The organism is Novosphingobium album (ex Liu et al. 2023), from assembly GCF_029076845.1.
Lineage (GTDB): Bacteria > Pseudomonadota > Alphaproteobacteria > Sphingomonadales > Sphingomonadaceae > Novosphingobium.
Genome location: NZ_JARESE010000001.1, coordinates 306969 through 329354, shown reverse-complemented (window position 1 = coordinate 329354; position 22386 = coordinate 306969). Strand labels below are relative to the sequence as shown.

Sequence of the window (22386 nt, the reverse complement as noted above, 5' to 3'; positions counted from 1 at the left end):
GACCTTGTTTGATGGCATACTTCGACTCACCGAAGCAAAGCATCGCAAATCTTTGTCCACAACCCGCATTGCGAATTCCGCCCGATTCGCATCCGTATCGGGCACTTTCGCCACGGGACATCAGAAATATTCCTTCAGCGCGCGATAGACCCGGCTGACCATGCCCATGCCGCCATAGCGGATCGCCATCTGGTGCCGCGATCCCAGCGAGCGGATGTCGATCGGATCTGCGGCGGCATACAGCACCAGCCCGGCCAGCGTCGCGAAACCGGGCTTGAGGTGGGTTTCGGCAAGCCCGGTCAGATGCGGCACGCGGCCGATGCGCACCGGCTTGCCCAGCGCCGCCTGCGCGTAATCGGCCAGGCCGACCAGTTCCGCGCCGCCGCCGGTGAAGACCACCTGCTTGCCGCGCTGCTCATTGAAATGCAGCGCTTTCAGCGCCTTGTTCACTTCATCGAGCAATATGCCAAGCTGCCCGGTGATGACCGCGACCAGTTCGGCGCGCGGAATGCGGTTCTTGTCGTCGGCGTGGCGCGCGACCGGGCCGATCTCGCCATCGCCCGGCGCGTTGACCGGGATCATCTCGCGGTGATCGGCGGGGCTGGCGATGGCCGAGCCGTTGACGCATTTGAGCCGCTCGGCCTGGAAACGGCGGATACCGAAGGCCGAGGCGATCGCATCGGTGATGTCGGCCGATCCCATCGCGATCGAAGCCAGCCCCTTGAGCAGCCCTTGCGAATAGACCGCGACATTGGTGACTTCGGCGCCGAATTCGACCAGCGCCACGCCCAGGTCGCGCTCTTCGGGCGAAAGACAGGCCTGGCCCGAGGCGATCGGCGAGCCCACCACCGCCTCGACATCGAGATGGGCGGACTGCACCGCTTCGGTCAGGTTGCGGATCGGCGCGCCATCGGCCAGCATGACATGGATGTTGACGCCCAGCCGCTCGGCATGGAGGCCGCAGGGGTTGCCCACGCCATGCGCGCCGTCGAGCCGGTATTGCGCGGGCTGCGCGTGCAGCACCATGCGGCCGTCGGGCCGGATCGCGTCGCGCGCGGAATAAAGCAGCTGGTCGATATCCTCCTGCTCGATCCGCCGCCCGCCCATGTCGGTATCGACTTCGACCACCTGGCTGGCGAGCCCGGCGCCCGAACAGCCGATCCACACGCTCTGCACGCTGGTGTCGGCCATCTTCTCGGCCCGGTCGATCGCGTCGCGGATCGCGTAAGTCGCGGCGGACATGTCGGTGACATAGCCGCGCTTGATCCCCTGCGAGGCGCGGTGCCCCGATCCGAGCACGACCAGATCGCCCATTTCCGAAATCCCCGCGACGATCGCCGAGATACGGAACGAGCCCATGTTGACCGCGCCGAACACGCGGGTGATGCGGGGACCGGCCATTATTCGATCTCCTCCGGGGGTTTGCGCACGGCGCCGGCGTTCACCACCGCTTCCTCGTCTTCCCGGCCGGGAATGCGCAAGTAGATGCGATCCCGCGCGCGCATGTCGAACGCGGCGACCTTGCCGCCCAGCAGGCGGTTGGTGCCGTCCAGCCGCGCGAACGAGACGAGCGCGCCTGCCGATTCGCGCGCGCCTTCGGGCAGCGCCAGCACTTGCCCGGTCTGGAACGTCAGGTTCCAGCGGCGATTGCCGATCCATTCGGCCTCGCGCACGCGCGGCTGCAGCGCCGGCGCGGCTTCGAGCAGGCTGGCGAGCCCCACCACCTGCTGGCCCGCGCCGGGGCCGGACACGATGAGTCGCCCTTCGGCCGCCTTGCGGCTGATCGGCTCAAGCTCGTGGCCGGTCTCGTCGATCAGCACGAAGCGGTCCGCCTTGCGCAGTACCGCGTGCGGCTCGCGCTCGACGATGTCGATCACCAGCGTATCGGGCAACTGGCGCGAGACGCGCGCGTCCTTGACCCACGAGAGTTCCAGCAGCTCGTTGCGCAGCGCTTGCAGATCGACCAGCGGCATCGCCCGGTTCCGCTCGGCCAGCGCACGTTCGTAGACTTTCAGCTCGTTGAGGTTCTTCACCCCGCGCACTTCGACATGGACCACCTGGAAGCCGGCGTCGCCCGCGATCAGCGCAAGCTGCTGCTGCGCCATCGCCGGCACGCCCGCCATCGAGGCGACCACCCAGGCCAGCACCGCCGCGCCGCCCAGCATCGCCGCCAGGAACACGCGTTGAAGCTGGTCTTCTGAGAACGGCAGCCAGGCCATCACCGCGTCGAGCACGCTGCCGGTCGTCGCCTTGGCCTGCTTGACCTTGCGTTTCTTGCCTTGCGCCGAAGCGACCTTGCGCGCGCTCGTCGCCTTGCGACGGATCGTCTGGCTCATGCCGCCCCCTCCCGCGTCTTCGCACCCGCTTTCGCGTCATCCAGCGCTTCGGCGATGATCGCCTCGACCAGATCGGGATAGTCCATGCCGCAGGCCCTGGCCTGCTCGGGCACCAGGCTGAGCGGGGTCATGCCCGGCTGGGTGTTGACTTCGAGCAGGAACAGCCCTGCCACGCCCTGGCTGTCGTCCCAGCGGAAGTCCGACCGGCTGGTGCCCCGGCAGCCGAGCAGGCGATGCGCGCGCAAGGCGATGTCCTTGCAGGCTTCGGTGATGGCCTCGGGAAGCTCGGCCGGGCAGACATGCTCGGTCATGCCGTCGGTATACTTGGCGTCGAAATCGTAGAAGCCGGACTTGGGCTTCAGCTCGGTGACGAGCAGCGCCCGATCACCGATCACGGCGGTGGTCAGCTCGCGGCCGCGAATGAACGGCTCGGCCAGCAAGTGGCCGAATTCCTGCCACGGGCCCTTGGCCTCGCGGCTGATCGGATTGCCGTAATTGCCCGTCTCGGTGACGATCGCGACGCCGACCGACGAGCCTTCGTTGACCGGCTTCAGGACATAGGGCCGGGGCAAGGGATCGCGCTCATAGATCTCCTCGCTGTCGACGATACGCCCGCCGGGCATCGGGATACCGTGCGGCACCAGTGCCTGCTTGGTCAGTTCCTTGTCGATGGCGATCACCGAAGTGACGAGGCCCGAATGCGTGTAGGTGAGGCCCATCAGGTCCATCATGCCCTGCACCGTCCCATCCTCGCCCGGCGCGCCGTGGAGCGCGTTGAACACGACGTCGGGCTTGGCTTCGGCCAGCTTCACGGCCACATCGCGGCCCATGTCGATGCGCGTGACCTGGTGCCCGCGCGATTCCAGCGCCTTGGCCACGCCTTCGCCGCTCATCAGCGAGACCGGCCGTTCGTTCGACCAGCCGCCCATCAGGACCGCGACGTGGAGGTGAGGCAAGGCCATGCTCAAATCCTCCCCTGCAAGGGGCGGTGGCGGCGGCGCGGCCGCTCACGGAGGGGTGTCACGTCCAGCGGGGATACCCCTCCACCACCTGCGGCGGCCCCCCTCCCCTTGCGCGGGAGGATCTTACGACAAATGCTCACGGCCGCCCCACTCGCTGAATTTCCCATTCCAGTTCCACGCCCGAGGCGTCTTTCACCCGCCGGCGCACTTCCTCGCCCAGCGCCTCGATCTCGGCGCTCGTCGCATCGCCCGTGTTGATGAGGAAATTGGTGTGCTTTTCCGAAACCTGCGCGCCGCCGACCTGCAGGCCCCGGCAGCCGGCCTTGTCGACCAGTTCCCACGCCTTGTGCCCATCCGGGTTCTTGAAAGTGGAGCCGCCGGTCTTGCTGCGCAGCGGCTGCGACGCCTCGCGGCTGGCCGAAATGCGGTCCATCTCCGCCTGGATCGCCGCCGGCTCGCCCGGCCGCCCGCGAAACCGCGCGGCAACGACGATCGCGCCAGCGGGCAATTCGGAATGGCGATAGGTGTAATGCAGGTCGGCGACCGGCAGCGTCACCGTTTCGCCCGAGCGCAGGACCACGTCGCAATCGACGAGGATATCCTTGACCTCGCCGCCATAGGCGCCGCCGTTCATCCGCACGAAACCGCCGACCGTGCCGGGGATCGAGCGCAGGAACTCCACCCCGGCAATGCCATGGTCGCGCGCGGTGGAGGAGACGAGGATGCCGCTCGCCCCCCCGCCGCAATCGAGCGTGACCTCGTCGATACGCGTCACTTTGGCGAAAGCCTTGCCCAGCCGCACCACCACGCCCGGCACGCCGCCGTCGCGCACGATCATGTTGGAACCCAGCCCCAGCGCCATCACCGGCACCGCCGGATCGAGATCGCGCAGAAAGCCTTGCAGGTCCGCCAGGTCGCGCGGCTCGAACAGCCAGTCGGCCTTGCCGCCGGACTTGAACCAGACGAGCGGCGCCAGCGGCGCGTCGGGCGTCAGCTTGCCGGCGACTTGCGGGAGCGTATCAGCCATCACGCCGCCACTCTCCGCGCCGCGATGCCATCGGCCAGGCCCGCCGCCCACCTGGTGATGTCGCCCGCGCCAAGGCAGACGATCATGTCGCCGGCCGCGATCGTCCTGGCCAGCGCGGCGGCCAGATCGTCCGGCCCGGCGACGACATGCGCCTCGCGGTGGCCGCGCGCCTTCAGCCCGGAGACCAGCGCTTCCGCATCGACGCCTGCGATCGGCGCTTCGCCCGCCGGATAGACCGGCGCGACGTAAACCGCGTCGGCATCGTTGAACGCGGTCTGGAACTCGGCCATCAGGTCGCGCAGGCGGGTGAAGCGATGCGGCTGGACCACGGCGATCACCCGGCCCTGCACGCCTTCGCGCGCGGCGGCGAGCACGGCGCGGATCTCGACCGGGTGATGGCCGTAATCGTCGATCACGGTGGCGACGCCGGCACCGACCGGAATCTCGCCGACCTTGGTGAAACGCCGCTTGACCCCGCCGAACTTGGCGAAGCCGGAGGAGATGACGTTCTCCGCACAGCCCATCTCGATCGCCACGGCCACGGCGGCAAGCGCGTTCTGCACGTTGTGCCGGCCCGGCATGGGCAGTTCGATGCCCTCGATCCGCCGCGTCGAGCCGTCGCGCCCGCGAATGGAAACGTCGAAGCGGTTGCCGCCGGGAAACGGCGTCACGTTCTCGCCGCGCACATCGGCCTGCGCGGAAAAGCCGTACGTGATCACGCGCCGGTCGCGCACCTTAGAGATCACCGCCTGCACTTCGGGATGATCGACACAGAGCACCGCCGCGCCATAGAACGGCACGTTCTCGATGAATTCGACGAAAGCGTCCTTCACCTTGTCGAAGCTGCCGTAGTGATCGAGATGCTCGGGATCGATGTTGGTGACGACCGCGATCGTGCCGTCGAGCCGCAGGAAGCTGCCGTCGCTTTCGTCGGCTTCCACCACCATCCAGTCGCTGGCGCCCAACCGCGCGTTCGAGCCGTAGGAATTGATGATGCCGCCATTGATCACGGTGGGATCGACCCCGCCGGCCTCCAGCAGGCAGGCGACCATCGAAGTTGTCGTCGTCTTGCCGTGGGTGCCGGCCACCGCGACGGTGTTCTTCAGCCGCATCAGTTCGGCCAGCATCTCGGCGCGGCGCACCACCGGGATGCGCGCTTCCAGCGCGGCGACCACTTCGGGATTGTCGCGCTTCACCGCCGTGGAGGTGACGACCACCGCGCAGCCCGCGACGTTCTGCGCCGCATGGCCGATCATCACGGTGATGCCGCGCTTCCTCAGCCCTTCAACCACATAGCTTTCGGCGATGTCGGATCCTTGCACCGCATAGCCCAGGTTGTGCATCACTTCGGCGATGCCGGACATGCCGATCCCGCCGATGCCGACGAAATGGATGGTCCCGATATCGGTGGCGACGCCTTTCATTCCGATCTCTCCAGCGCGAAAGCCTCCGCCCCTTTCGCCGAATGCTGGCCGCCCATGCGGATCACGTCCATCAGCGGCGCGCCGCCGAAGCTTTCGACCAGATCGGCCAGATCGGCGGCGGCATTGGGATAGCCGCAGTTCCACGCGGCGTGCGCGGCATTGGCCAAGGTTTCGGGATGCTGCGCCATGGCCTGGATCTGCTTGGCCAGTTCGGTAGCGGTGAACTTGTCCTGCCGGATCGCGCGTGCGCCGCCGGCGGCGACGATCTCGCGCGTGTTGGCGGCCTGGTGATCGTCCGTGGCGATCGGCAGCGGGATCAGGATGGCCGGGCGGCCCACGGCGGTCAGCTCGGCAATGGTGGAGGCGCCCGCGCGGCCGATGAACAGGTGCGCGTCGGCCAGCCGCTCGGCCATGTCCTCGAAATAGGTCGCCAGCTCGGCCGGAATGCCGTGCTGGGCATAGCGTTCGCGCACCGTCTCGATATCCTCGGGCCGGCATTGCTGGATCACCTGCAAGCGCGAGCGCAGCGCCGGGGGCAGCATGGCAAGGCCATCGGGCACCACTTCGGACAGCACCCGCGCGCCCTGGCTGCCGCCGGTGACGAGGATGCGCAGCAGCCCGTCGGCGGTGAACGGCGGAAACGGCTGCTCGCGCAGCGCCAGCACTTCATCGCGCACCGGATTGCCGACCAGCGTGACCTTGTGCGCATACCTGGGCGAAAGCCGGTCAACCTCGCCGAAGCCGGTGGCGATGGCATCGACGCGGCCGGCCATGAAGCGGTTGACCCGGCCCAGCACCGCGTTCTGTTCATGGATCAGCGCGGGAAGCCGGGCCGATCGCGCCGCCAGCAGCGCGGGCAGCGCGGGGTAGCCGCCGAAGCCGACCACGGCCGAGGGCTGGAAGCTTTCAAACAGGCGCAGCGCCATGCGCCGCCCTTCCATGATGCCGCGCGCGCCCTTGATCCAGCCGATCGGGTTCATCCCCTCCACGCGCCCGGCGGGCAGGACATGCGCCGGCAGGGAAGCGGGCTTGCCGGGGATCGCCGCGCCCCGCGTGTCGGTGATCAAGGCGACGTGGTGGCCGCGCCGCTCCAGCTCGGTGGCCAGCGCGAAGGCGGGGATCAGATGCCCCCCGGTCCCGCCCGCGGCAAGCACGTAGTGGCGGCTGACGGCCGTCATGTCATCTCTCCAAGTTCGCTGAGCGAAAAGGGCTCGCGCCGGATAAACGGATTCCTGCGCGTGATCGCCAGCAGCAATCCGATGCACAGGCACATGGCCACGGTGGACGAGCCGCCATAGCTGATCAGCGGCAGCGTCATCCCCTTGGACGGAAAGAGCTGGAGATTGACCAGGATGTTGATGAAGGCCTGCCCGCCGAACTGCGCCACCAGCCCGGTGCCGGCCAGCACGGTGAACAGGTCTTCCTCGCGCACCAGCCGCACCAGCACGCGCAGCAGGATCGCAAGGTAAAGCGCGATGATGACCGTGCAGGTCAGGAGGCCGAATTCCTCGCCGATCACCGAGAAGATGTAGTCGGTATGCGCTTCGGGCAGCGACAGCTTGCGCGCGCCCATCCAGAAGCCGGTGCCCGTCCACCCCCCTGCCAGCAGCGTGCGCTGCGCCAGATCGACCTGATCGAACGCGCTGCCGCCGCCCAGGAAAGCGTCGATGCGGTGGCGGGCGTTGTCATAGAGGAAATAGGCCGCCGTCACGCCGACCAGCCCGGCCACTCCGGCCGCGACAATGCGGCGCACGTCGATGCCCGACAGCAGGATCAGCACGAACCAGGTGCCGGTGAACAGCATGGTCGATCCGAAATCGGGTTGCAGCATCAGCAGCACCGCGATCAGCCCCATCAGCCCCACGCTCATCGGCACGACCGGCAGGCCCGGATCGCGCACCCGCCACGAGAGGATCCAGGCGAGCATGATGGGAAAGCCGCACTTGAGGAATTCGGAAGGCTGGAACGAGGCGCCCAGATTGATCCAGCGCCGCGCGCCGTTCACCTCGAAGCCGATCACCGGCACCAGCGCGAGCGCCACCAGCATCGCCGCGCCGATCAGAATGCCGGCGCGGCGGGCCAGATCCTTGCTGAGCGCGGAGGCCGCGAACATCGCTGCCAGGCCGGCAAGCTGCCAGCGGATATGCAGGTAGAAGAAGTGCAGATCGCCCAGCCCCGCGTCGCTGGTCGACAAGCGACGGGAACTGGCGGGGGACGCGGCGGCGACCGCGACCGTGCCGATCGCCATCAGCACCAGCACCAGCACCAGCAGGCCGCGATCGATCTCCTGCCACCAGATGGCGAAATCGCCCCGGCGGCGGCTGCGATAACGCGTGACCGAGGTGCCCACGGAGCCAAGGCCGCGTGGCGGCAGGGGGGCCTGCGTCGCCATCAGTCGCGGCTCTCCGCCACCGGCTCGGCCTCGATCAGCGCTTCGACGATCTGGCGGAAGGCATTGCCGCGCGCCTCGAAATCGCGGAACTGGTCAAAACTGGCGCAAGCGGGCGAAAGCATCACCACGTCGCCGGGTCTGGCATCGGCCATGGCCTGGCGGATCGCCTCGGCCATCATCTCGCTGCGATGGACCTCGGTATAGGGCGCGAGCAGATCGGCGAACAGCGGCCCGGCATCGCCGATGGTATAGGCCGATGCAACATTGCCGAAATAGGGCGCGCATTCTCCCAGATCCTCGCCCTTGGGCAGCCCGCCCAGAATCCAGCGGATACGCGGGTTGGGATTGGGCGGAAACGCGGCCAGCGCCGGCGCGGCCGAAGCCGGGTTGGTCGCCTTGCTGTCGTTGATATAGAGCACGCCGCGCGCCTCGGCGACACGCTCCATGCGGTGCGGCAGCCCGCGAAAGGTGCGCAGCGCCGGGCGCCATTGCGATTGCCTGAGGCCCAGCGCCTCGACGATGGCCACCGCGACGGCGGCGTTCTGCAGGTTGTGCGGCCCTTGCAGCGAGGGCCAGTCCTTCTGCAGCTCGGCCAGCTCGGCGCCATCGACCTGGCGCACGCGGCCCGGCACGCGGCGCGCGGCCTGGATGCCGGCAATCGCGGCGGTTTCATCGTCGCCGACGCCGAACACCGCCTGATGCTCACGGTCCTGCATCGCGAAAAGCCGGGCTTTGGACGCGACATAAGCGGCAAAACCATCATAGCGGTCAAGATGATCGGGCGTGATGTTGAGCAGCGCGGCCACGTCGCAATCGAGGCTGCGTGTCAGGTCGATCTGGTAGCTCGACAGTTCGAGCACATAGACGCCGCCCGCCGGCAATTGCTCCTGCCCCAGGATCGGCAGGCCGATGTTGCCGCCGATGCGCACCGGCATGGCCGCGCTCTTGAGCAGGTGCTGGACCAGCGAGGTGGTGGTGGACTTGCCGTTGGTGCCGGTGATGCCGACCACGCGGTGCGGCGGCAGGGCCGGCCGGGCCAGCGCGAACAGCTCGATATCGCCGATCACCGGCACGCCCGCCTGCGCCGCCGCCTCCGCGATGGGATGGCGATTGAGCGGGATGCCGGGCGAGACGACGACGCCATCGTAACCGGTGATGTCCGCCGTCACCGGATCGGCCAGTTCCACCCGGCCGATCAGCGCCTGGCGCGGCTCCTCACGATTGTCCCACGCCATGACGCGCGCGCCGCTTGCCACCAGCGTTTCGACCGCAGCCAGCCCCGAGCGGGCAAGACCAAGGACCGCGTATCGTTTTCCGGCAAAGGCGGGCGAGACGATCATGCCTGTCGCTACCTCAGCTTCAAAGTAGACAGGCCAATCACGGCGAGCACAAGCGATATGATCCAGAAGCGGATCACGACGGTGGATTCGGCCCAGCCGAGCTGTTCGAAATGGTGGTGGATCGGCGCCATGCGAAACACGCGCCGCCCGGTCCGCTTGAAGAAGAACACCTGGATGATGACCGAGACCGCTTCGAGCACGAACAGGCCGCCGACCACCGCCAGCACGATCTCATGATGCGCCGAAACCGCGATCGCGCCCAGCGCGCCGCCCAGCGCCAGGCTGCCGGTATCGCCCATGAACACCGCCGCGGGCGGCGCGTTGAACCACAGGAACGCCAGCCCTGCCCCCATGATCGCGGCGCACAGGATCGCCAGCTCGCCCGCGCGCGGCACATGCGGGATGCCAAGATACGTGGCGAAGTCGGCGCGGCCGGCCAGGTAGGCGATGATCGCGAACGTGGCCGCCGCGACGATCACCGGGAAGGTCGCCAGGCCGTCCAGCCCGTCGGTCAGGTTCACGGCATTGCCCGCGCCCACGATCACGAAGGCGGCGAAGACATAGTAGAACGGCCCCAGCGGAATGAACCGGCCGCTGAGGAACGGGATATAGAGATTGGTGTTGAGCTGGCTGACGATGATGAATGCGGCGATCCCGGCCACCGCGAATTCCAGCAGCAGCCGCACCCGGCCCGAAACGCCCTTGTGGCTGCGCTTCGTCACCTTGTCGTAATCATCGAGGAAGCCGATCAGGCCAAAGCCGATGGTGACGGCCAGGCAAGCCCAGACGAAGGGATTGGTCAGGTCCATCCAGAACAGCATCGACAGGACCAGCGCGGTCAGGATCATCAGCCCGCCCATCGTCGGCGTGCCGCGCTTGGCCAGGTGCGTCTTGGGTCCGTCCTCGCGGATCGGCTGCCCCTTGCCCTGGCGCACCCGCAACATGCTGATGAAGCGCGGCCCGATGATGAGGCCGATGGTGAGCGCGGTCATCAGGGCGGCACCCGAACGGAACGTCTGGTAACGGAAGAGGTTGGCAAGCCCCTCGAAGTGAAACCATTCTGCTATGAGATAAAGCATCTGAGGGGGCGGAACCCGACCTTCCTATTTGCTGAGAGCCGATACGAGGGAAGCCAGGCCCACCGAATTCGAGCCTTTCACGAGGATCGCATCGTCCCGCTCCAGGCCCCATTTCCGCAAGGTATCCACAGCTTCCTCCACGGTTGCGCAATGCGCGAAGGTCAAGCTTTTGCCAAGCGGATTGGCCGGCGATTTCCCCAGTTCCTGGGCCAATGCCGCCATTTCGGGACCAACCAGCACGGCCCGGTCGACATGCGCCTCGCGCAGCGGCCCGGCCAGCGCGGCATGGAAGCCGGGCGCATGGCTGCCCAGTTCCTTCATCGCGCCCAGCACGGCGATGCGCCGGTGCGCCGGGGTGCGGCCAAGCTGCGCCAGCGTGGCGCGCATCGAGGCGGGATTGGCGTTGTAGCTTTCATCGATCAGCAGCGCCTTGCCGCCCGGCACGTCGATCTCGATCCGCGCGCCGCGCCCGGCCAGCCCTTCCATCTCGGCCAGCGCCACCCCGGCCGCGCCGAGGTCGCCCTTGACCGCGCGCACCGCGGCCATCACCGCCAGCGAATTGATCACCCAGTGCTCGCCGGGCGCCGCCACGGTGTAGCAGATGCGCCGGTCGCCCATGTCGGCGGTGACCAGCGACCCGCCGCCCAGCGCCGGCACGGTATCGAGCAGGCGGACATCGGCGTGGGCGGACTTGCCGAAGCCGATCACTTGCCCGGCGTGTTCCAGCGCGGCGGCGCGCAGCCGCTCGTAATGCGGGCTGTCGGCGGGGATGATGGCGACGCCGCCCGGTTCGAGCCCGGCGAAGATCTCCGCCTTGGCATCGGCGATCGCTTCCTCGGAGCCCAGCATCTCGATATGGGCCGGCGCGATCGTGGTGATGACGGCGACGTGCGGGCGCACTTGCCGGGTCAGCGCGGCGATCTCGCCCGCGTGGTTCATGCCCATCTCGAACACGCCGAACTGCGCCCGCGCCGGCATCCGCGCGAGGCTGAGCGGCACGCCGACGTGGTTGTTGTAGCTCTTCACCGAACGGTGCGCATCGCCCCGGCTGGCGCGATCGAGCGCGGCGAACAGCGATTCCTTCACGCCCGTCTTGCCGACCGATCCGGTCACGCCGATGATCTGTCCGCGTCCGCGCGCGCGGGCCGCCGCGCCCAGCCGCTCCAGCGCTTCGCCGGTATCGCGCACCAGCACGTGCGGCCCGCTGACCGGGCGATCGACCACGACCGCCGCCGCGCCCCTGGCAAAGGCCATCTCGACGAAGCGGTGGCCATCGGTGCTCTCACCCTTCAGCGCGAAGAACAGGTCGCCGGGCTGGACATCGCGCGAATCGATCTCGACCCCCGAGGCCAGGAAATCGGCATTGGCCGTGCCCCGAACCGCGCGCGCGACCGAAATCGCGTCCCACAGCGCGAGTGGGTTCTCATCGGTGTGCTCGGCAGGCCAGTCCAGGATACGCACTGCGGCATTCATCGTCATCGGTCTCCTCTCGCGCCAGACATTTCCCTGGCCACGGTTACGTCGTCGAATGGCAGCACGCGCGCGCCGGCGCCGCTGCCGATGATCTGCCCCTGTTCGTGCCCCTTGCCCGCGATCAGCACGATATCGCCGGGCCCGGCCGCCGCGATCGCCGCGCCGATCGCCTCGCGCCGGTCGCCGATCTCGGTCGCGCCGGGGCAGCCGGCCATGACCATGGCGCGGATCGCCCCCGCATCCTCGCCGCGCGGATTGTCGTCGGTGACGATCGCCAGATCGGCGCCCGCCGCCGCCACCCTGCCCATTTCCGGGCGCTTGCCCTGGTCGCGGTCCCCGCCCGCGCCGAACACGACGATCAGCCGGCCCTTCACATGCGGGCGCAAGGCCGCGATCGCCGCCTCCAGCGCGTCGGGCGTATGCGCGTAATCGACATAGACGGGCGCGCCCCTGGCCGAAACCGCCGCGCGTTCCAGCCGGCCGCGCACCGTCTGCAGGCGCTTCATCGCATCGAACGTGGCCGCGGCATCCCCGCCCGTCGCCAGCACCAGCCCGGCGGCGACCAGCGCGTTGGCGGCCTGGTAGGCGCCGATCAACGGCAGGTCGATGACGCGCACCTTGCCGGCATGTTCAATCTCCAGCTTCTGGCCCAGCTCGCCCGGCGTGCGCGACAGGAGGCGGATGTCGCGCCCTTCGGTGCCGACGGTGAACAGGCGCAGGTCGCGGCGCATCGCGTGCTCGATCGCGCGGACCGACCATTCGTCGTCCGCCCAGACCACCGCCGTGCCGCCATCGGCGACGACTTCGTCGAACAGGCGCATCTTGGCCGCGAAGTAATCGTCCATATCGGCATGGTAATCGAGGTGATCGCGGCTGAGATTGGTGAAGGCGCCGGCGGCCACTTCGGGCCCTTCGTTGCGGAACTGCGAGAGGCCGTGGCTCGATGCCTCGTAAGCGACATGCGTCACCCCTTCGCGCGCCAGGCCGGTGAGATTGGCCAGGAACGTGACGATATCGGGGGTGGTGAGCCCGGTGGACACGCTCTCGTCGCTGGTGGTGACGCCCAGCGTGCCGATCGAGGCGGCGCGGATGCCGGCCATGCGCCAGAGCTGGCGCGTCAATTCGACCGTGGAGGTCTTGCCGTTGGTGCCCGTCACCGCGACCAGCGTGGCCGGCACGGGCGTGAAGAAGCGCGCCGCCAGCCGGGCGAAAGCGCGGCGCGGCTCGGAATCGGCGAAGTGGATCGCGCCTGCCACTTTCGCGCCGGGCCGCGCGACCACCGCCACCGCGCCGGCCGCGATCGCCGCCGGGATGAAATCCTCGCCATTGAAGCGCGTGCCGGGAAAGGCACCGAACACGCAGCCGGGCGCGACCTTGCGGTGATCGATGGCGAAGCCGGTGACTTGCGCCTCTCCGCCCATCGCCAGCGGCATTCCCGCCGCTTCGGCCAGCGCTCCCAGTTTCATTCGCGCGACGCTCCCGGAATCAGCGGCTTGAGATCGGTGATGTCGATATCGCGCGTCTCGTCGGGCATGACGCCCAGCAAGGGGCCGATGCGCGGCACCACGCGGCTGACGACAGGCGCGGCGTTCCACGCGGCGGTGCGCTGGAACGAGGTTGCCTCGGTGCCTTGCGGCTCATCGAGCATGGCGATGACGACATAGCGCGGGTGGTCCATCGGGAAGGCCGAGGCGAAAGTAGAGACCAGCGAGCTCTTGCGGTAGCCCCCGACCCCCGGCTTTTCCGCCGATCCGGTCTTGCCGCCGATGCGGAAGCCGGGCGCATCGGCCTTGCGGCCCGTGCCATAGACCACGATCATGCGCAGAAGCTGGCGGATGCGCGCGCTGGTCGATGCCTTGAACACGCGCCGGCCGGCCGGAACCTGGCTGGGCTCCAGCTTGCGCAGCGTCGCCGGGCGCCAGATGCCGCCATTGACCAGCGCCGCATAGGCCGAGGCGAGGTGGAGCGGCGTCACCGCGATGCCGTGGCCATAGGACACCGTCATCGTGCGCAGGCGCGGCCATTCGCCCGAAGGCCAGATCGGAAAGCCGCGCTCGGGCAGCTCGATATAAGGGCGCTCGTTCATGCCGAGCGTTTCCATCGTCCGCTTCAGCCGCACCCCGCCCAGCTCGTCGGCGATCTGCGCGGTGACGACGTTCGAGGAATGGATCAGCGTTTCGGGCACGTTGAGCGAGGCGCCCATCGCGTGGCTGTCCTTGATGGTGAAGCCCGCGACATGCAGCGGCGCGGCCGGCCAGCGGCGGCCGAGATCGGTGACGGTGCCGGCGTCGAGCGCGGCGGCCACGGCGATCGGCTTGAACGTGGACCCCAGTTCATAGACCTGGTTGGTCACGCGGTTGAAGATGTTGGGCGTGCTGGCCTGATCGATCTTGTTGGGATCGAACGCGGGCAGCGAGGCCAGCGCCAGGACTTCGCCGGTATCGACATCGAGCACGATGCCGGCCGCGCCCTTGGCGTTCGATTCGAACATGCCGCGGCCCAGCTCGTCTTCCAATGCGCCCTGCACGCGCACGTCGATCGACAGGACCGATCGCGCGGTGCGCCCGGCCTGCGACAGGAGCTGCTCGTCAAGGTGCTTTTCCATGCCGAACTTGCCGTGCCCTTCGGCATCGATGAAGCCCAGCACGTGCGCCGCCATGGACCCCTGCGGATAGAAACGCTCGGTCTCGCGCGGGTATTGCAGCGCCGGCTCGCCAAGCTGGTGCACGCGGTTGGCCTGTTCGGGCAGGATGCTGCGGCGTAGATAACCGGGCTGGCCCGAAGCCAGCTTCGCCTCGGTCTCGGCCACGTCCAGGTCGGGGAAGATCGCGCCCAGCCGTTCGGCGATCTCGCGCGGGCTGTGCACCAGCGGCGGGCCGGCGGCCATCGCCTTGGGATTGAACCACAGCGAATAAGTGCGGAAATCGCGCGCCAGCGGCTGGCCATTGCGATCGACGATGGCGCCGCGCGCGGGCACCAGGCTGTCGAACAGGCCGCCCTGCTCGCGCACGTCGCCGGTCAGCCCCAGGAAGGCGACGCGCACCAGCGCCAGCGCGCCGATCCCCACGAACAGGCCCAGCACCCACAGCGCGCGCAGCTTCGCCACAAGCAACGAACGCTGGCGAACGTTGATCAGCTTGTGGCGGCCGGTCGTGACCGTGGTCGAGATCGCGACTGCGGTCATTCGGTGCCGGCTCTCGCCACCTTGATGCGGGCCAGGCGATTGCCCAGCTCGGCCGCATCGCGCACCAGCGTCCGCGCCTCGGCCCGGCCGGAGCCCTCCTCGCCCGAATCGCTCTTCACCGCCCCGCGCGCTTCGGCCGCGTTGGCCGGCGTGCCGGTGATCGGCGAGACCATGGCGATCACGGGATTGCTCGCGGCCGGTTCCGCCGCCGCGCCGTCGCCATGGGCCATGCGGATCGGCTCGGGCGCGCCGGGGCCGCGCGGCAGGCCCAGCGCGGCAAGCTGGCGTTCGCCTTCGATGTACTGCTCGGCGCGCGGCGCCTGATAGCCGAAATCGATGTCGTTGATCGCCTTGAGCTGCTGCTGGTTGGACCGCGTCTGGAACTCGGTCTGCAACTGGTCGATATCCTGCCGCAGCGCGACGATGTGCCTTTCGGTATCGTGGACCTGGCTTTTCACCGCGTTGACCCTGAGGCCAAGCCCCAGCGTCAGCGCGCCGAACAGCAGCAGCACGGTGAACCAGCCGATCGACTGGACGCGGTCACGGGTGAGGTTCATGCGGCGATCCTTTCGCGGGCGGGGGCATCGGTACGCACGGCGCTGCGCAATGTGGCGGAGCGGGCACGGGGATTGGCGGCAAGTTCGTCCTCGCCGGGGCGAATGGCCTTGGCCACCTGGGCGAATGTCGGCGCCGGGCCGCCGGTGCTCTGGGGCAAGTGGCGCGAGGTGGCGGTGGCCGCGCCGCTCGCCTCGCGCAGGAAGCGCTTGACGATGCGGTCCTCCAGGCTGTGGAAGCTGACCACGGCCAGCCGGCCGCCGGCGCGCAGCAGCGTCTCGGCGGCGGCAAGGCCCGCTTCCAGTTCGTCCAGCTCGCCGTTCACGTGAATGCGGATCGCCTGGAAGCTGCGCGTCGCCGGGTCTTTGGGCGCGCCGGGGCGATGGCCCAGCGCCTTGCGCACCACGCGCGCCAGATCGCCGGTGGTGGAAAGAGGACGGGCAGCCACGATCGCACGGGCCAGGCGCCGTGACTGCCTCTCCTCGCCGTAACGGAACAGCACGTCGGCTATGTCCGCTTCGGGCGCGGTGTTGACGAAATCGGCCGCGGTCGGCCCTTCCTGCGCCATGCGCATGTCGAGCGGGCCATCGCTGGCGAAAGCGAAGCCCCGCTCGGGCTGGTCGAGCTGCATGGACGAGACGCCGATGTCCATGGCCACGCCGTCGACGCGGGCGATGCCCGCCTCGGCCATGCTGGCGACCATTTCGGAAAAGCGCCGGGGATGGAGCACGAGGCGCGGCGGGGCGGTCCGCGCCTCGGGCCAATATGCCGGATTGTCGCGCGCCGCCGCGATCGCATAGGGGTCACGATCGAAGGCGTGCACGGTGGCACCGGCATCGAGCAGGCGGCGGGTATAGCCGCCCGCTCCGAACGTCGCGTCGACGATCAGCGTGCCGGGCCCGGGGCGGAGCGCGGCGATCACTTCATCGAGCAGGACGGGGATGTGCGGCGCGCTCATTTCTTGCGCGCCTTTGCGATTTCCTTGGCCGCCAGGTTGCGGCAGGCGGTCTGCGCGACGGCCCAGCTCTGGTCGAGCGCGTAGAGCTTTTCCGGGTTCCACACGGTGAAGAACCGGCCGGCGCCCTGGAAATAGAGCTGATCCCCGATATCGGCGAGCGCAAACAGATCCTCGGGCATGACGAAGCGGCCGCTGCCGTCGAACGGCACTTCATAGAAGCTGTGCAGGTCGAACGCGCGCTTGTCGGCATCGTATTCCTTGCCGGACTGGATGGCGATCGCCTGCTCCTCGCGGATCTGCTGGTCGAAATCCTCCACGCGCGAGAGGCCGAAGCCGGTCAGGCAGTCCCAGCGGTCATGCTTGCCCAGGCACAGCACGGCCTTGCCGCTCGATTCGCGCACCGTGCCGCGAAACTGGTTGGGCAGCACGAAGCGGTTCTTGTCGCGTAGCAGCGAAAAGCCCTGACCGCTGTAGATGTATGGCTGCCCCGCCATGCCGACCCGTTGACCCCCCGAGGTATTCCTCAACCGCAACAGACCTTCCCCCTGCCGCCGCGCGTGAACGCGACCGGCTCCGCACCCGCACGAGGCACGGCGAGGATCAGCCTTTCCGATGGAATGCCTACATATCGCGGGAATATTGGGGATTAAAGGAAAATCTGGGGATCAGCCGGAATCAAAAATTATTTCCTTATAGAATAGTGATTTAAATCATCGAGCGAATGGCACGATTTGGCGAATCCGCCACCGAATCGCCGCATTTGCGCGCACGAGGGCGCAATCGGCAGGGCCGATCCCCGTTCATCCCCATTTCTGACCGGATTTTAGTGCGCGCGCGGCTCGGCCAGGCGTGCCAGCAAGGTGTCGAGCGCGGCGCGGCGCGCGGCAAGGTTTGGCGAATCGCCGGATTCGAACAGCGCCGCGTCGGCGACGGCGATCACTCGCCCGGCACCGATGCGGCATATGGCGAGCAGGCCGCCAGCTTCCGGGACGCAATCGGGCGAGCCAGCTCGAAAGCGGCCCGGCAGATTCACGGGCAAAGCGCCCCGCGCCAGTGGCACCGTGCGCTCGCCCGCCGCCTGGGTCTCGTCGAATTGCAGCTCCAGCCCCCAGCGCGCGAGGATCGGCGAGAGCAGCGCCACGTCCTGCGGACGGCGCGGATCACCCAGCGGGTGGATCGAAGGCGCGGTCAGCATCGGATCGGCGAACAGCAGCACGCGCCCGCCCGCCCGCACCCAGTCATCCAGCGCGACGTTCTCGCGGGGGGACAGCGGCCGCGGCTGGGCCAGGATCAGCAGCGCGTGCGGCGGCAACGGCAGCTTGCCGTCGGGCCCGTCGAGCGTATCGAGCGGGCGCAACGCGCCATGCCGCCCGATCGTGGCAAGCGCCCAGTGCGGCTCACCCGCGCGATCGAGCAAGTCGGACAGGCGCGCGCTCTCGTGCCAGGCGATCGGCAAGCTGGTATAGAGCCCGATTGGCCGCGTGACCGGCTGGCGCGCTTCCTGCGCGCGGCCGCAGCCGGCCAGCGCGGCGAGCGCGATCAGCGCGCACAGCGCGGGGCGCGAGCGCCTATCGCTTCTTGAGCAGCGCGCCGGACTCCGCATCGGCGGTCTCGCTCGGCGAGGGATCGGCCGAAGGCACCACGCCGATATCGGCCAGCGGATCGCTGGCGGCCTTCTTCGGCGCGGCGTCCACCGCGACGACATCCTTGATCGGGTCCTGCACGTCGGCCAGCCGCGCGCGGTCCATGATGATATTGGCCAGCCCGACGATCAGCAGCATCGCACACAGGCCGAACAGCCCCACTTGCAGACGGTGCACGGCCTGCGAACGCAGTTCCCGCGCGGTGGGCGGCGTATAGTGCTGCGGTGCCCGGATCGTTTCCACCAGCCGGGTTGGGGCGTTGTCTGCCATCGACGAAATGATAGCCTACTGCGCGAGCCAGGGGAAGACGGGCAAACCCTTGGTTTTGAGCCAATCGGCATTGTAGAGCGTGGAGAGATAGCGAAAGCCCGTGTCGCACAGGATCGTCGCCACGCGCGTGCCCGTGCCCAGCTTGCGCCCCAGCGCCACCGCGCCTGCGACATTGATGCCCGAGGACAGGCCCAGGCACAGCCCTTCCTCGGCCAGCAGCCGCGCGACCCATTCCAGCCCTTCCTCATCGGAAATGCGGAACTGCGTGTCGATCGGCGCGCCATCGAGGTTGGCGGTGATGCGCCCCTGCCCGATCCCTTCGGCCACCGAGGAGCCTTCGGCCTTGAGCTCGCCGCAGGCATAGTAGTTGTAAAGCGCCGCGCCGTGCGGATCGGTCAGCGCGATCGTCACGCTCGGATCGAATTCCTTGAGGCCAAGGCCCACGCCGGCGATCGTGCCGCCAGTGCCGGCGGCGCAAGTGAAGCCATCGATCCGGCCTTCCATCTGCTCCCAGATCTCGGGCGCGGTGCTTTCGATATGGGCCTTGCGGTTGGCGATGTTGTCGAACTGGTTCGCCCAGACCGCGCCGGGCGTCTCTTCGGCAAGCCGGCGCGAGGTGTGGACGAAATGGCCGGGATTGGAAAAGGGCGCCGCCGGCACCAGCACCAGTTCGGCGCCAAGCGCGCGCAGCGTGTCCATCTTCTCGCGCGACTGCGTCTCGGGCATGACGATCACCGTCTTGTAGCCCAGCGCGTTGGCGACAAGGGCCAGGCCGATGCCGGTGTTGCCCGCCGTCCCTTCCACGATCGTGCCGCCGGGCAGCAGGGTGCCGCGCGCCTCGGCATCGCGCACGATCCACAGTGCCGCCCGGTCCTTCACCGAAGCGCCGGGATTGGCGAATTCGCACTTGCCCCAGATCTCGCAGCCCGCCGCCGCGCTCGGCCCCCTGAGCAGGACGAGCGGCGTGTTGCCGATAAGGTCGAGAGTGTCGCGCCGGGGCTCAGGTGCAGTCATGCGGCGAGAAGTAGGAACTCGAACGGGCCGGCGCAAACGATTCGCGCCGGCCGGGTGAAAAGCCGCCCCGTGGGCGCGGCCTTCTCAATCGTCCCGCACGCTCAATCTTCCTGCGCGCTCAATCTTCCTGCGCGATCGTCACCTTGCAGCCTTCGAGCACCCCGGTCACGGGAACCTGGCAGGACAGGCGCGAGAATTCGTTGCGGTGGTCCGAGCTGTCGAGCAAGTCGTTCTCGTCCTCGCTCATCGCCGGCAGCTTGTCGATATAGGCCGGGTCGATGTGGACGTGGCACGTCGCGCAACTGCAGCAGCCGCCGCACAGCGCCAGCAGCTCGTCGAAGCCGTTGTCCCGGATGACTTCCATCAGCGTCCGGCCCTCGGCGGCATCGACGCTCGATTCCTCACCCGACTGATTGACCACGATGATCTGCGGCATATTGGCTCTATCCCCTTTTGAGACACCCTGTATCGGTGTTTGGCCGAGGCTGCTAAAGGCTGACGCCGGTTTTGGCAAGGCAGAGGGTGCATGGGTCTTACGGCAGAAGCATTGCGCGAAGGTCTGGATACGATCGCCGCGCGCGATCCGCGCATGGACCGCGCCCTGGCGATCGCCGGCTATCCCGAGCCGCGCATCCGGCCTACCGGCTATGCCACGCTGCTGCGCACGATCGTAGGCCAGCAAGTCAGCGTGGCCGCCGCCGCCTCGGTCTGGGCCCGGCTGGAAGCGTTGCTGGGCGAAGGGCTGCCGCCCGAAGACCTGCTTGCCGCCGAGTTCGACGCGCTGCGCGGCTGCGGCCTGTCACGCCAGAAGCAGGGCTACGCCCGCTCGCTGTGCGAACTGGTCGTGGCCGGGACGCTCGATCTGGAGAACTTGCCCGAGGACGACGAGGCGGCGATCGCGCAACTGGTGCGGATCAAGGGCATCGGGCGCTGGTCGGCCGAGATCTACCTGCTGTTCGCCGAGGGCCGTCCCGATATCTGGCCGGCCGGAGACCTGGCGGTGCAGGCCGGCCTCCACAGGATCCTGGAGCTGGGCGAGCGGCCGGGCGAAAAGGATACCCGCGCACTGGCCGAAGCCTGGCGCCCGCATCGCGGCGCGGCGGCGATCTTCACCTGGCACTGCTACAACAATCCGGCGTTGTAAGCTGCGCCTGTGGGCGTGAGCTGGGGCGGCAACGAAAAGCGCTCTTCCACGTATTTCCCAGCAGATTCCCCACGGGTCTTGCGGGAAAGCGCCGCTACTCCGCCGGCGCGGATGTCTGCCCGGCGACCGCTTCGGCCGCCTTTTCGCGCGCGTCGCGCCGTTCGGTGAACCACATCAGCACCATCGTGCCTTCGAACAGCAGCAGCAGCGGCACGGCGAGCAGGAGCTGCGAGACCACGTCGGGCGGCGTCGCCACGGCGGCGATGATGAAGATGCCGACGATCGCATAGCGCCGCGCCGAGGCAAGCTGCGCGCGGCTGACAATGCCCGCGCGGTTCAGCAGCATCAGCAGCACCGGCAGCAGGAAGCTGATCCCGAAGGCCAGGATGAACTGCATGACGAGCGCGAGGTAATCGCTGGTGCCCGGCAACGCTTCCAGCTTGAGCCCGCCCTTCTGCCCCTCGAAGCCCAGGAACCAGTGGAAGGCCGTGGGCATGACGACGAAATAGGCCAGCGCGGCGCCCATCGTGAACAGGATCGGCGTCGCCACCAGGAACGGGAAGAAGGCCCGCTTTTCCTTGGCATAGAGCCCCGGTGCGACGAAGGCCCAGAGCTGGTTGGCGATGATCGGGAAGCTGAGGAAGAACGCCGCGAACAGCGCCACTTTCACTTCGACGAAGAACGCTTCGTAAAGCTTGGTGTAGATCAGCCTGCCCTGACCGGGGGGGAACGCCCCGGTCAGCGGGCGGACGAGGAAGCCGAAGATGGCCCCGGAATAATAGAAGCAGACGGCAAAGGCGATGCCGAACGCGAACAGCGAACGCATCAGCCGCGTGCGCAGCTCGATCAGGTGATCGAGCAGCGGCGCCTGGGTATCGTCGATATCCGAATGGCGAAGGACCATGGCCTAGCGCTCCCCGATTGCAGGCGGCGCGATCATGGCGGCGGCAGCGGCAAGAGCGGTTCGGCCGCCGGCCGGGCCGAAGCGTCGGGCGATGGCGTGGCATCCGCCGCGGCGGCGATCGGCGGCTGCATCGCTTCGGCATCGGGCAGCACGGGATGGGCCTTCATGATCGCGTCGTTCTGCTCACGCCACTTGCGCTCCATGTCCTCCAGCTCGGCATCGCGCACCATGGCGTCGATGCCGGCGCGGAAGTGGCCGGACAGGCGGCGCATCTTGCCGATCCAGCGCCCGGCCGTGCGCAGCGCCATCGGCATGTCCTTTGGCCCGATGACGACGACCGCCACGATGACGATCATCAACAGTTCCGAGGCGCCGACGTCGAACATTCAGCTTGCGCCCGTAAGGATCAGGACTGGCCGGTCTTGGTCTCGCTCGGCGTCGGGGCGCCAGCGCCTTCGGCCGACGGCGAGGCGATCTGCGCCGGCGGCGTGGCGGGCGCGGAGCGGTTCGCCGTCTCCTCGTTCACGCCTTCCTTGAAGCTCTTGATGCCCTTGCCGAAGTCACCCATGATTTCCGAGATGCGGCCACGGCCGAACAGAATCAGGACCACGAGCAGCACTATGATCCAGTGCCAAAGCGATAGGCCACCCATAAGAATCTCACTCCGAAATTTCGTGTTCG

At 68.2% G+C, this 22386-nt stretch carries 23 protein-coding genes; 1 reads left to right on the top strand and 22 read right to left on the bottom strand.

Annotation, left to right across the window (positions count from 1 at the left end):
- Positions 1–120: 120 nt before the first annotated feature.
- From ftsA to PYV00_RS01470, 19 genes are all read right to left on the bottom strand, one after another.
- Entirely contained in the window at positions 121–1401 is a 1281-nt protein-coding gene (ftsA, locus tag PYV00_RS01560; protein WP_275226484.1) for a cell division protein FtsA, read from the bottom strand.
- Positions 1401–2336: a cell division protein FtsQ/DivIB gene (locus PYV00_RS01555; RefSeq protein WP_275226483.1), complete on the bottom strand. Its 936-nt coding sequence runs from the start codon at positions 2334–2336 to the stop codon at positions 1401–1403. The genes ftsA and PYV00_RS01555 overlap by 1 nt, the downstream gene beginning before the upstream one ends.
- Entirely contained in the window at positions 2333–3298 is a 966-nt protein-coding gene (locus PYV00_RS01550) for a D-alanine--D-alanine ligase (protein WP_275226482.1), read from the bottom strand. The genes PYV00_RS01555 and PYV00_RS01550 overlap by 4 nt, the downstream gene beginning before the upstream one ends.
- 136 nt (positions 3299–3434) lie before the next feature.
- On the bottom strand, positions 3435–4325 hold the full coding sequence (gene murB / locus PYV00_RS01545) for a UDP-N-acetylmuramate dehydrogenase (protein WP_275226481.1): 891 nt from the start codon (positions 4323–4325) through the stop codon (positions 3435–3437).
- Positions 4325–5749: a UDP-N-acetylmuramate--L-alanine ligase gene (gene murC, locus PYV00_RS01540; RefSeq protein WP_275226480.1), complete on the bottom strand. Its 1425-nt coding sequence runs from the start codon at positions 5747–5749 to the stop codon at positions 4325–4327. The genes murB and murC overlap by 1 nt, the downstream gene beginning before the upstream one ends.
- Complete coding sequence (gene murG, locus PYV00_RS01535; protein ID WP_275226479.1) at positions 5746–6927, bottom strand: undecaprenyldiphospho-muramoylpentapeptide beta-N-acetylglucosaminyltransferase; 1182 nt, start codon at positions 6925–6927, stop codon at positions 5746–5748. Before murG ends, murC begins: the two co-directional genes overlap by 4 nt.
- Complete coding sequence (locus PYV00_RS01530) at positions 6924–8141, bottom strand: FtsW/RodA/SpoVE family cell cycle protein (RefSeq protein ID WP_275226478.1); 1218 nt, start codon at positions 8139–8141, stop codon at positions 6924–6926. Before PYV00_RS01530 ends, murG begins: the two co-directional genes overlap by 4 nt.
- On the bottom strand, positions 8141–9481 hold the full coding sequence (gene murD / locus PYV00_RS01525; RefSeq protein ID WP_275226477.1) for a UDP-N-acetylmuramoyl-L-alanine--D-glutamate ligase: 1341 nt from the start codon (positions 9479–9481) through the stop codon (positions 8141–8143). Before murD ends, PYV00_RS01530 begins: the two co-directional genes overlap by 1 nt.
- An 8-nt stretch (positions 9482–9489) precedes the next feature.
- Positions 9490–10560 carry a phospho-N-acetylmuramoyl-pentapeptide-transferase gene (gene mraY / locus PYV00_RS01520; protein ID WP_275226476.1) on the bottom strand — a complete coding sequence of 357 codons (1071 nt, stop codon included), beginning with the start codon at positions 10558–10560 and terminating at the stop codon, positions 9490–9492.
- A gap of 24 nt (positions 10561–10584) precedes the next feature.
- Positions 10585–12033 (bottom strand): UDP-N-acetylmuramoyl-tripeptide--D-alanyl-D-alanine ligase, encoded by a 1449-nt coding sequence (locus tag PYV00_RS01515; RefSeq protein ID WP_275226578.1) that lies wholly within the window; start codon positions 12031–12033, stop codon positions 10585–10587.
- Positions 12034–12035: 2 nt separating this feature from the next.
- A complete protein-coding gene (locus PYV00_RS01510; protein WP_275226475.1) occupies positions 12036–13499 on the bottom strand; it encodes a UDP-N-acetylmuramoyl-L-alanyl-D-glutamate--2,6-diaminopimelate ligase in 1464 nt (487 codons plus the stop codon).
- Positions 13496–15217: a peptidoglycan D,D-transpeptidase FtsI family protein gene (locus PYV00_RS01505; RefSeq protein WP_275226474.1), complete on the bottom strand. Its 1722-nt coding sequence runs from the start codon at positions 15215–15217 to the stop codon at positions 13496–13498. The genes PYV00_RS01510 and PYV00_RS01505 overlap by 4 nt, the downstream gene beginning before the upstream one ends.
- The gene (locus tag PYV00_RS01500; protein ID WP_275226473.1) at positions 15214–15774 is read right to left on the bottom strand and encodes a hypothetical protein; all 561 of its coding nucleotides are present in this window, start codon (positions 15772–15774) and stop codon (positions 15214–15216) included. The genes PYV00_RS01505 and PYV00_RS01500 overlap by 4 nt, the downstream gene beginning before the upstream one ends.
- The gene (gene rsmH / locus PYV00_RS01495; RefSeq protein WP_275226472.1) at positions 15771–16730 is read right to left on the bottom strand and encodes a 16S rRNA (cytosine(1402)-N(4))-methyltransferase RsmH; all 960 of its coding nucleotides are present in this window, start codon (positions 16728–16730) and stop codon (positions 15771–15773) included. The genes PYV00_RS01500 and rsmH overlap by 4 nt, the downstream gene beginning before the upstream one ends.
- Entirely contained in the window at positions 16727–17224 is a 498-nt protein-coding gene (locus tag PYV00_RS01490) for a division/cell wall cluster transcriptional repressor MraZ (RefSeq protein WP_275226471.1), read from the bottom strand. The genes rsmH and PYV00_RS01490 overlap by 4 nt, the downstream gene beginning before the upstream one ends.
- Positions 17225–17553: 329 nt before the next feature.
- On the bottom strand, positions 17554–18333 hold the full coding sequence (locus tag PYV00_RS01485; protein ID WP_275226470.1) for a DUF4350 domain-containing protein: 780 nt from the start codon (positions 18331–18333) through the stop codon (positions 17554–17556).
- Complete coding sequence (locus PYV00_RS01480; protein WP_275226469.1) at positions 18299–18643, bottom strand: hypothetical protein; 345 nt, start codon at positions 18641–18643, stop codon at positions 18299–18301. The genes PYV00_RS01485 and PYV00_RS01480 overlap by 35 nt, the downstream gene beginning before the upstream one ends.
- 15 nt (positions 18644–18658) lie before the next feature.
- The gene (locus tag PYV00_RS01475; protein WP_275226468.1) at positions 18659–19657 is read right to left on the bottom strand and encodes a cysteine synthase A; all 999 of its coding nucleotides are present in this window, start codon (positions 19655–19657) and stop codon (positions 18659–18661) included.
- A 118-nt stretch (positions 19658–19775) separates the two neighbouring features.
- The gene (locus tag PYV00_RS01470) at positions 19776–20093 is read right to left on the bottom strand and encodes a 2Fe-2S iron-sulfur cluster-binding protein (protein WP_275226467.1); all 318 of its coding nucleotides are present in this window, start codon (positions 20091–20093) and stop codon (positions 19776–19778) included.
- A gap of 90 nt (positions 20094–20183) precedes the next feature.
- Between PYV00_RS01470 and PYV00_RS01465 the strand changes: the two genes are divergently transcribed.
- On the top strand, positions 20184–20801 hold the full coding sequence (locus PYV00_RS01465) for a DNA-3-methyladenine glycosylase family protein (RefSeq protein WP_275226466.1): 618 nt from the start codon (positions 20184–20186) through the stop codon (positions 20799–20801).
- A gap of 94 nt (positions 20802–20895) precedes the next feature.
- Here PYV00_RS01465 and tatC read toward each other — a convergent pair whose 3' ends face one another.
- The 3 genes from tatC to PYV00_RS01450 are packed head-to-tail and all read right to left on the bottom strand — an operon-like array spanning position 20896 to position 22357.
- A complete protein-coding gene (gene tatC / locus PYV00_RS01460) occupies positions 20896–21705 on the bottom strand; it encodes a twin-arginine translocase subunit TatC (protein WP_275226465.1) in 810 nt (269 codons plus the stop codon).
- 32 nt (positions 21706–21737) lie between these two features.
- On the bottom strand, positions 21738–22091 hold the full coding sequence (tatB, locus tag PYV00_RS01455; RefSeq protein WP_275226464.1) for a Sec-independent protein translocase protein TatB: 354 nt from the start codon (positions 22089–22091) through the stop codon (positions 21738–21740).
- Between the two features lie 20 nt (positions 22092–22111).
- Positions 22112–22357, bottom strand: coding sequence for a twin-arginine translocase TatA/TatE family subunit (locus tag PYV00_RS01450; protein ID WP_275226463.1), 246 nt, complete (start codon positions 22355–22357; stop codon positions 22112–22114).
- Positions 22358–22386: the final 29 nt, after the last annotated feature.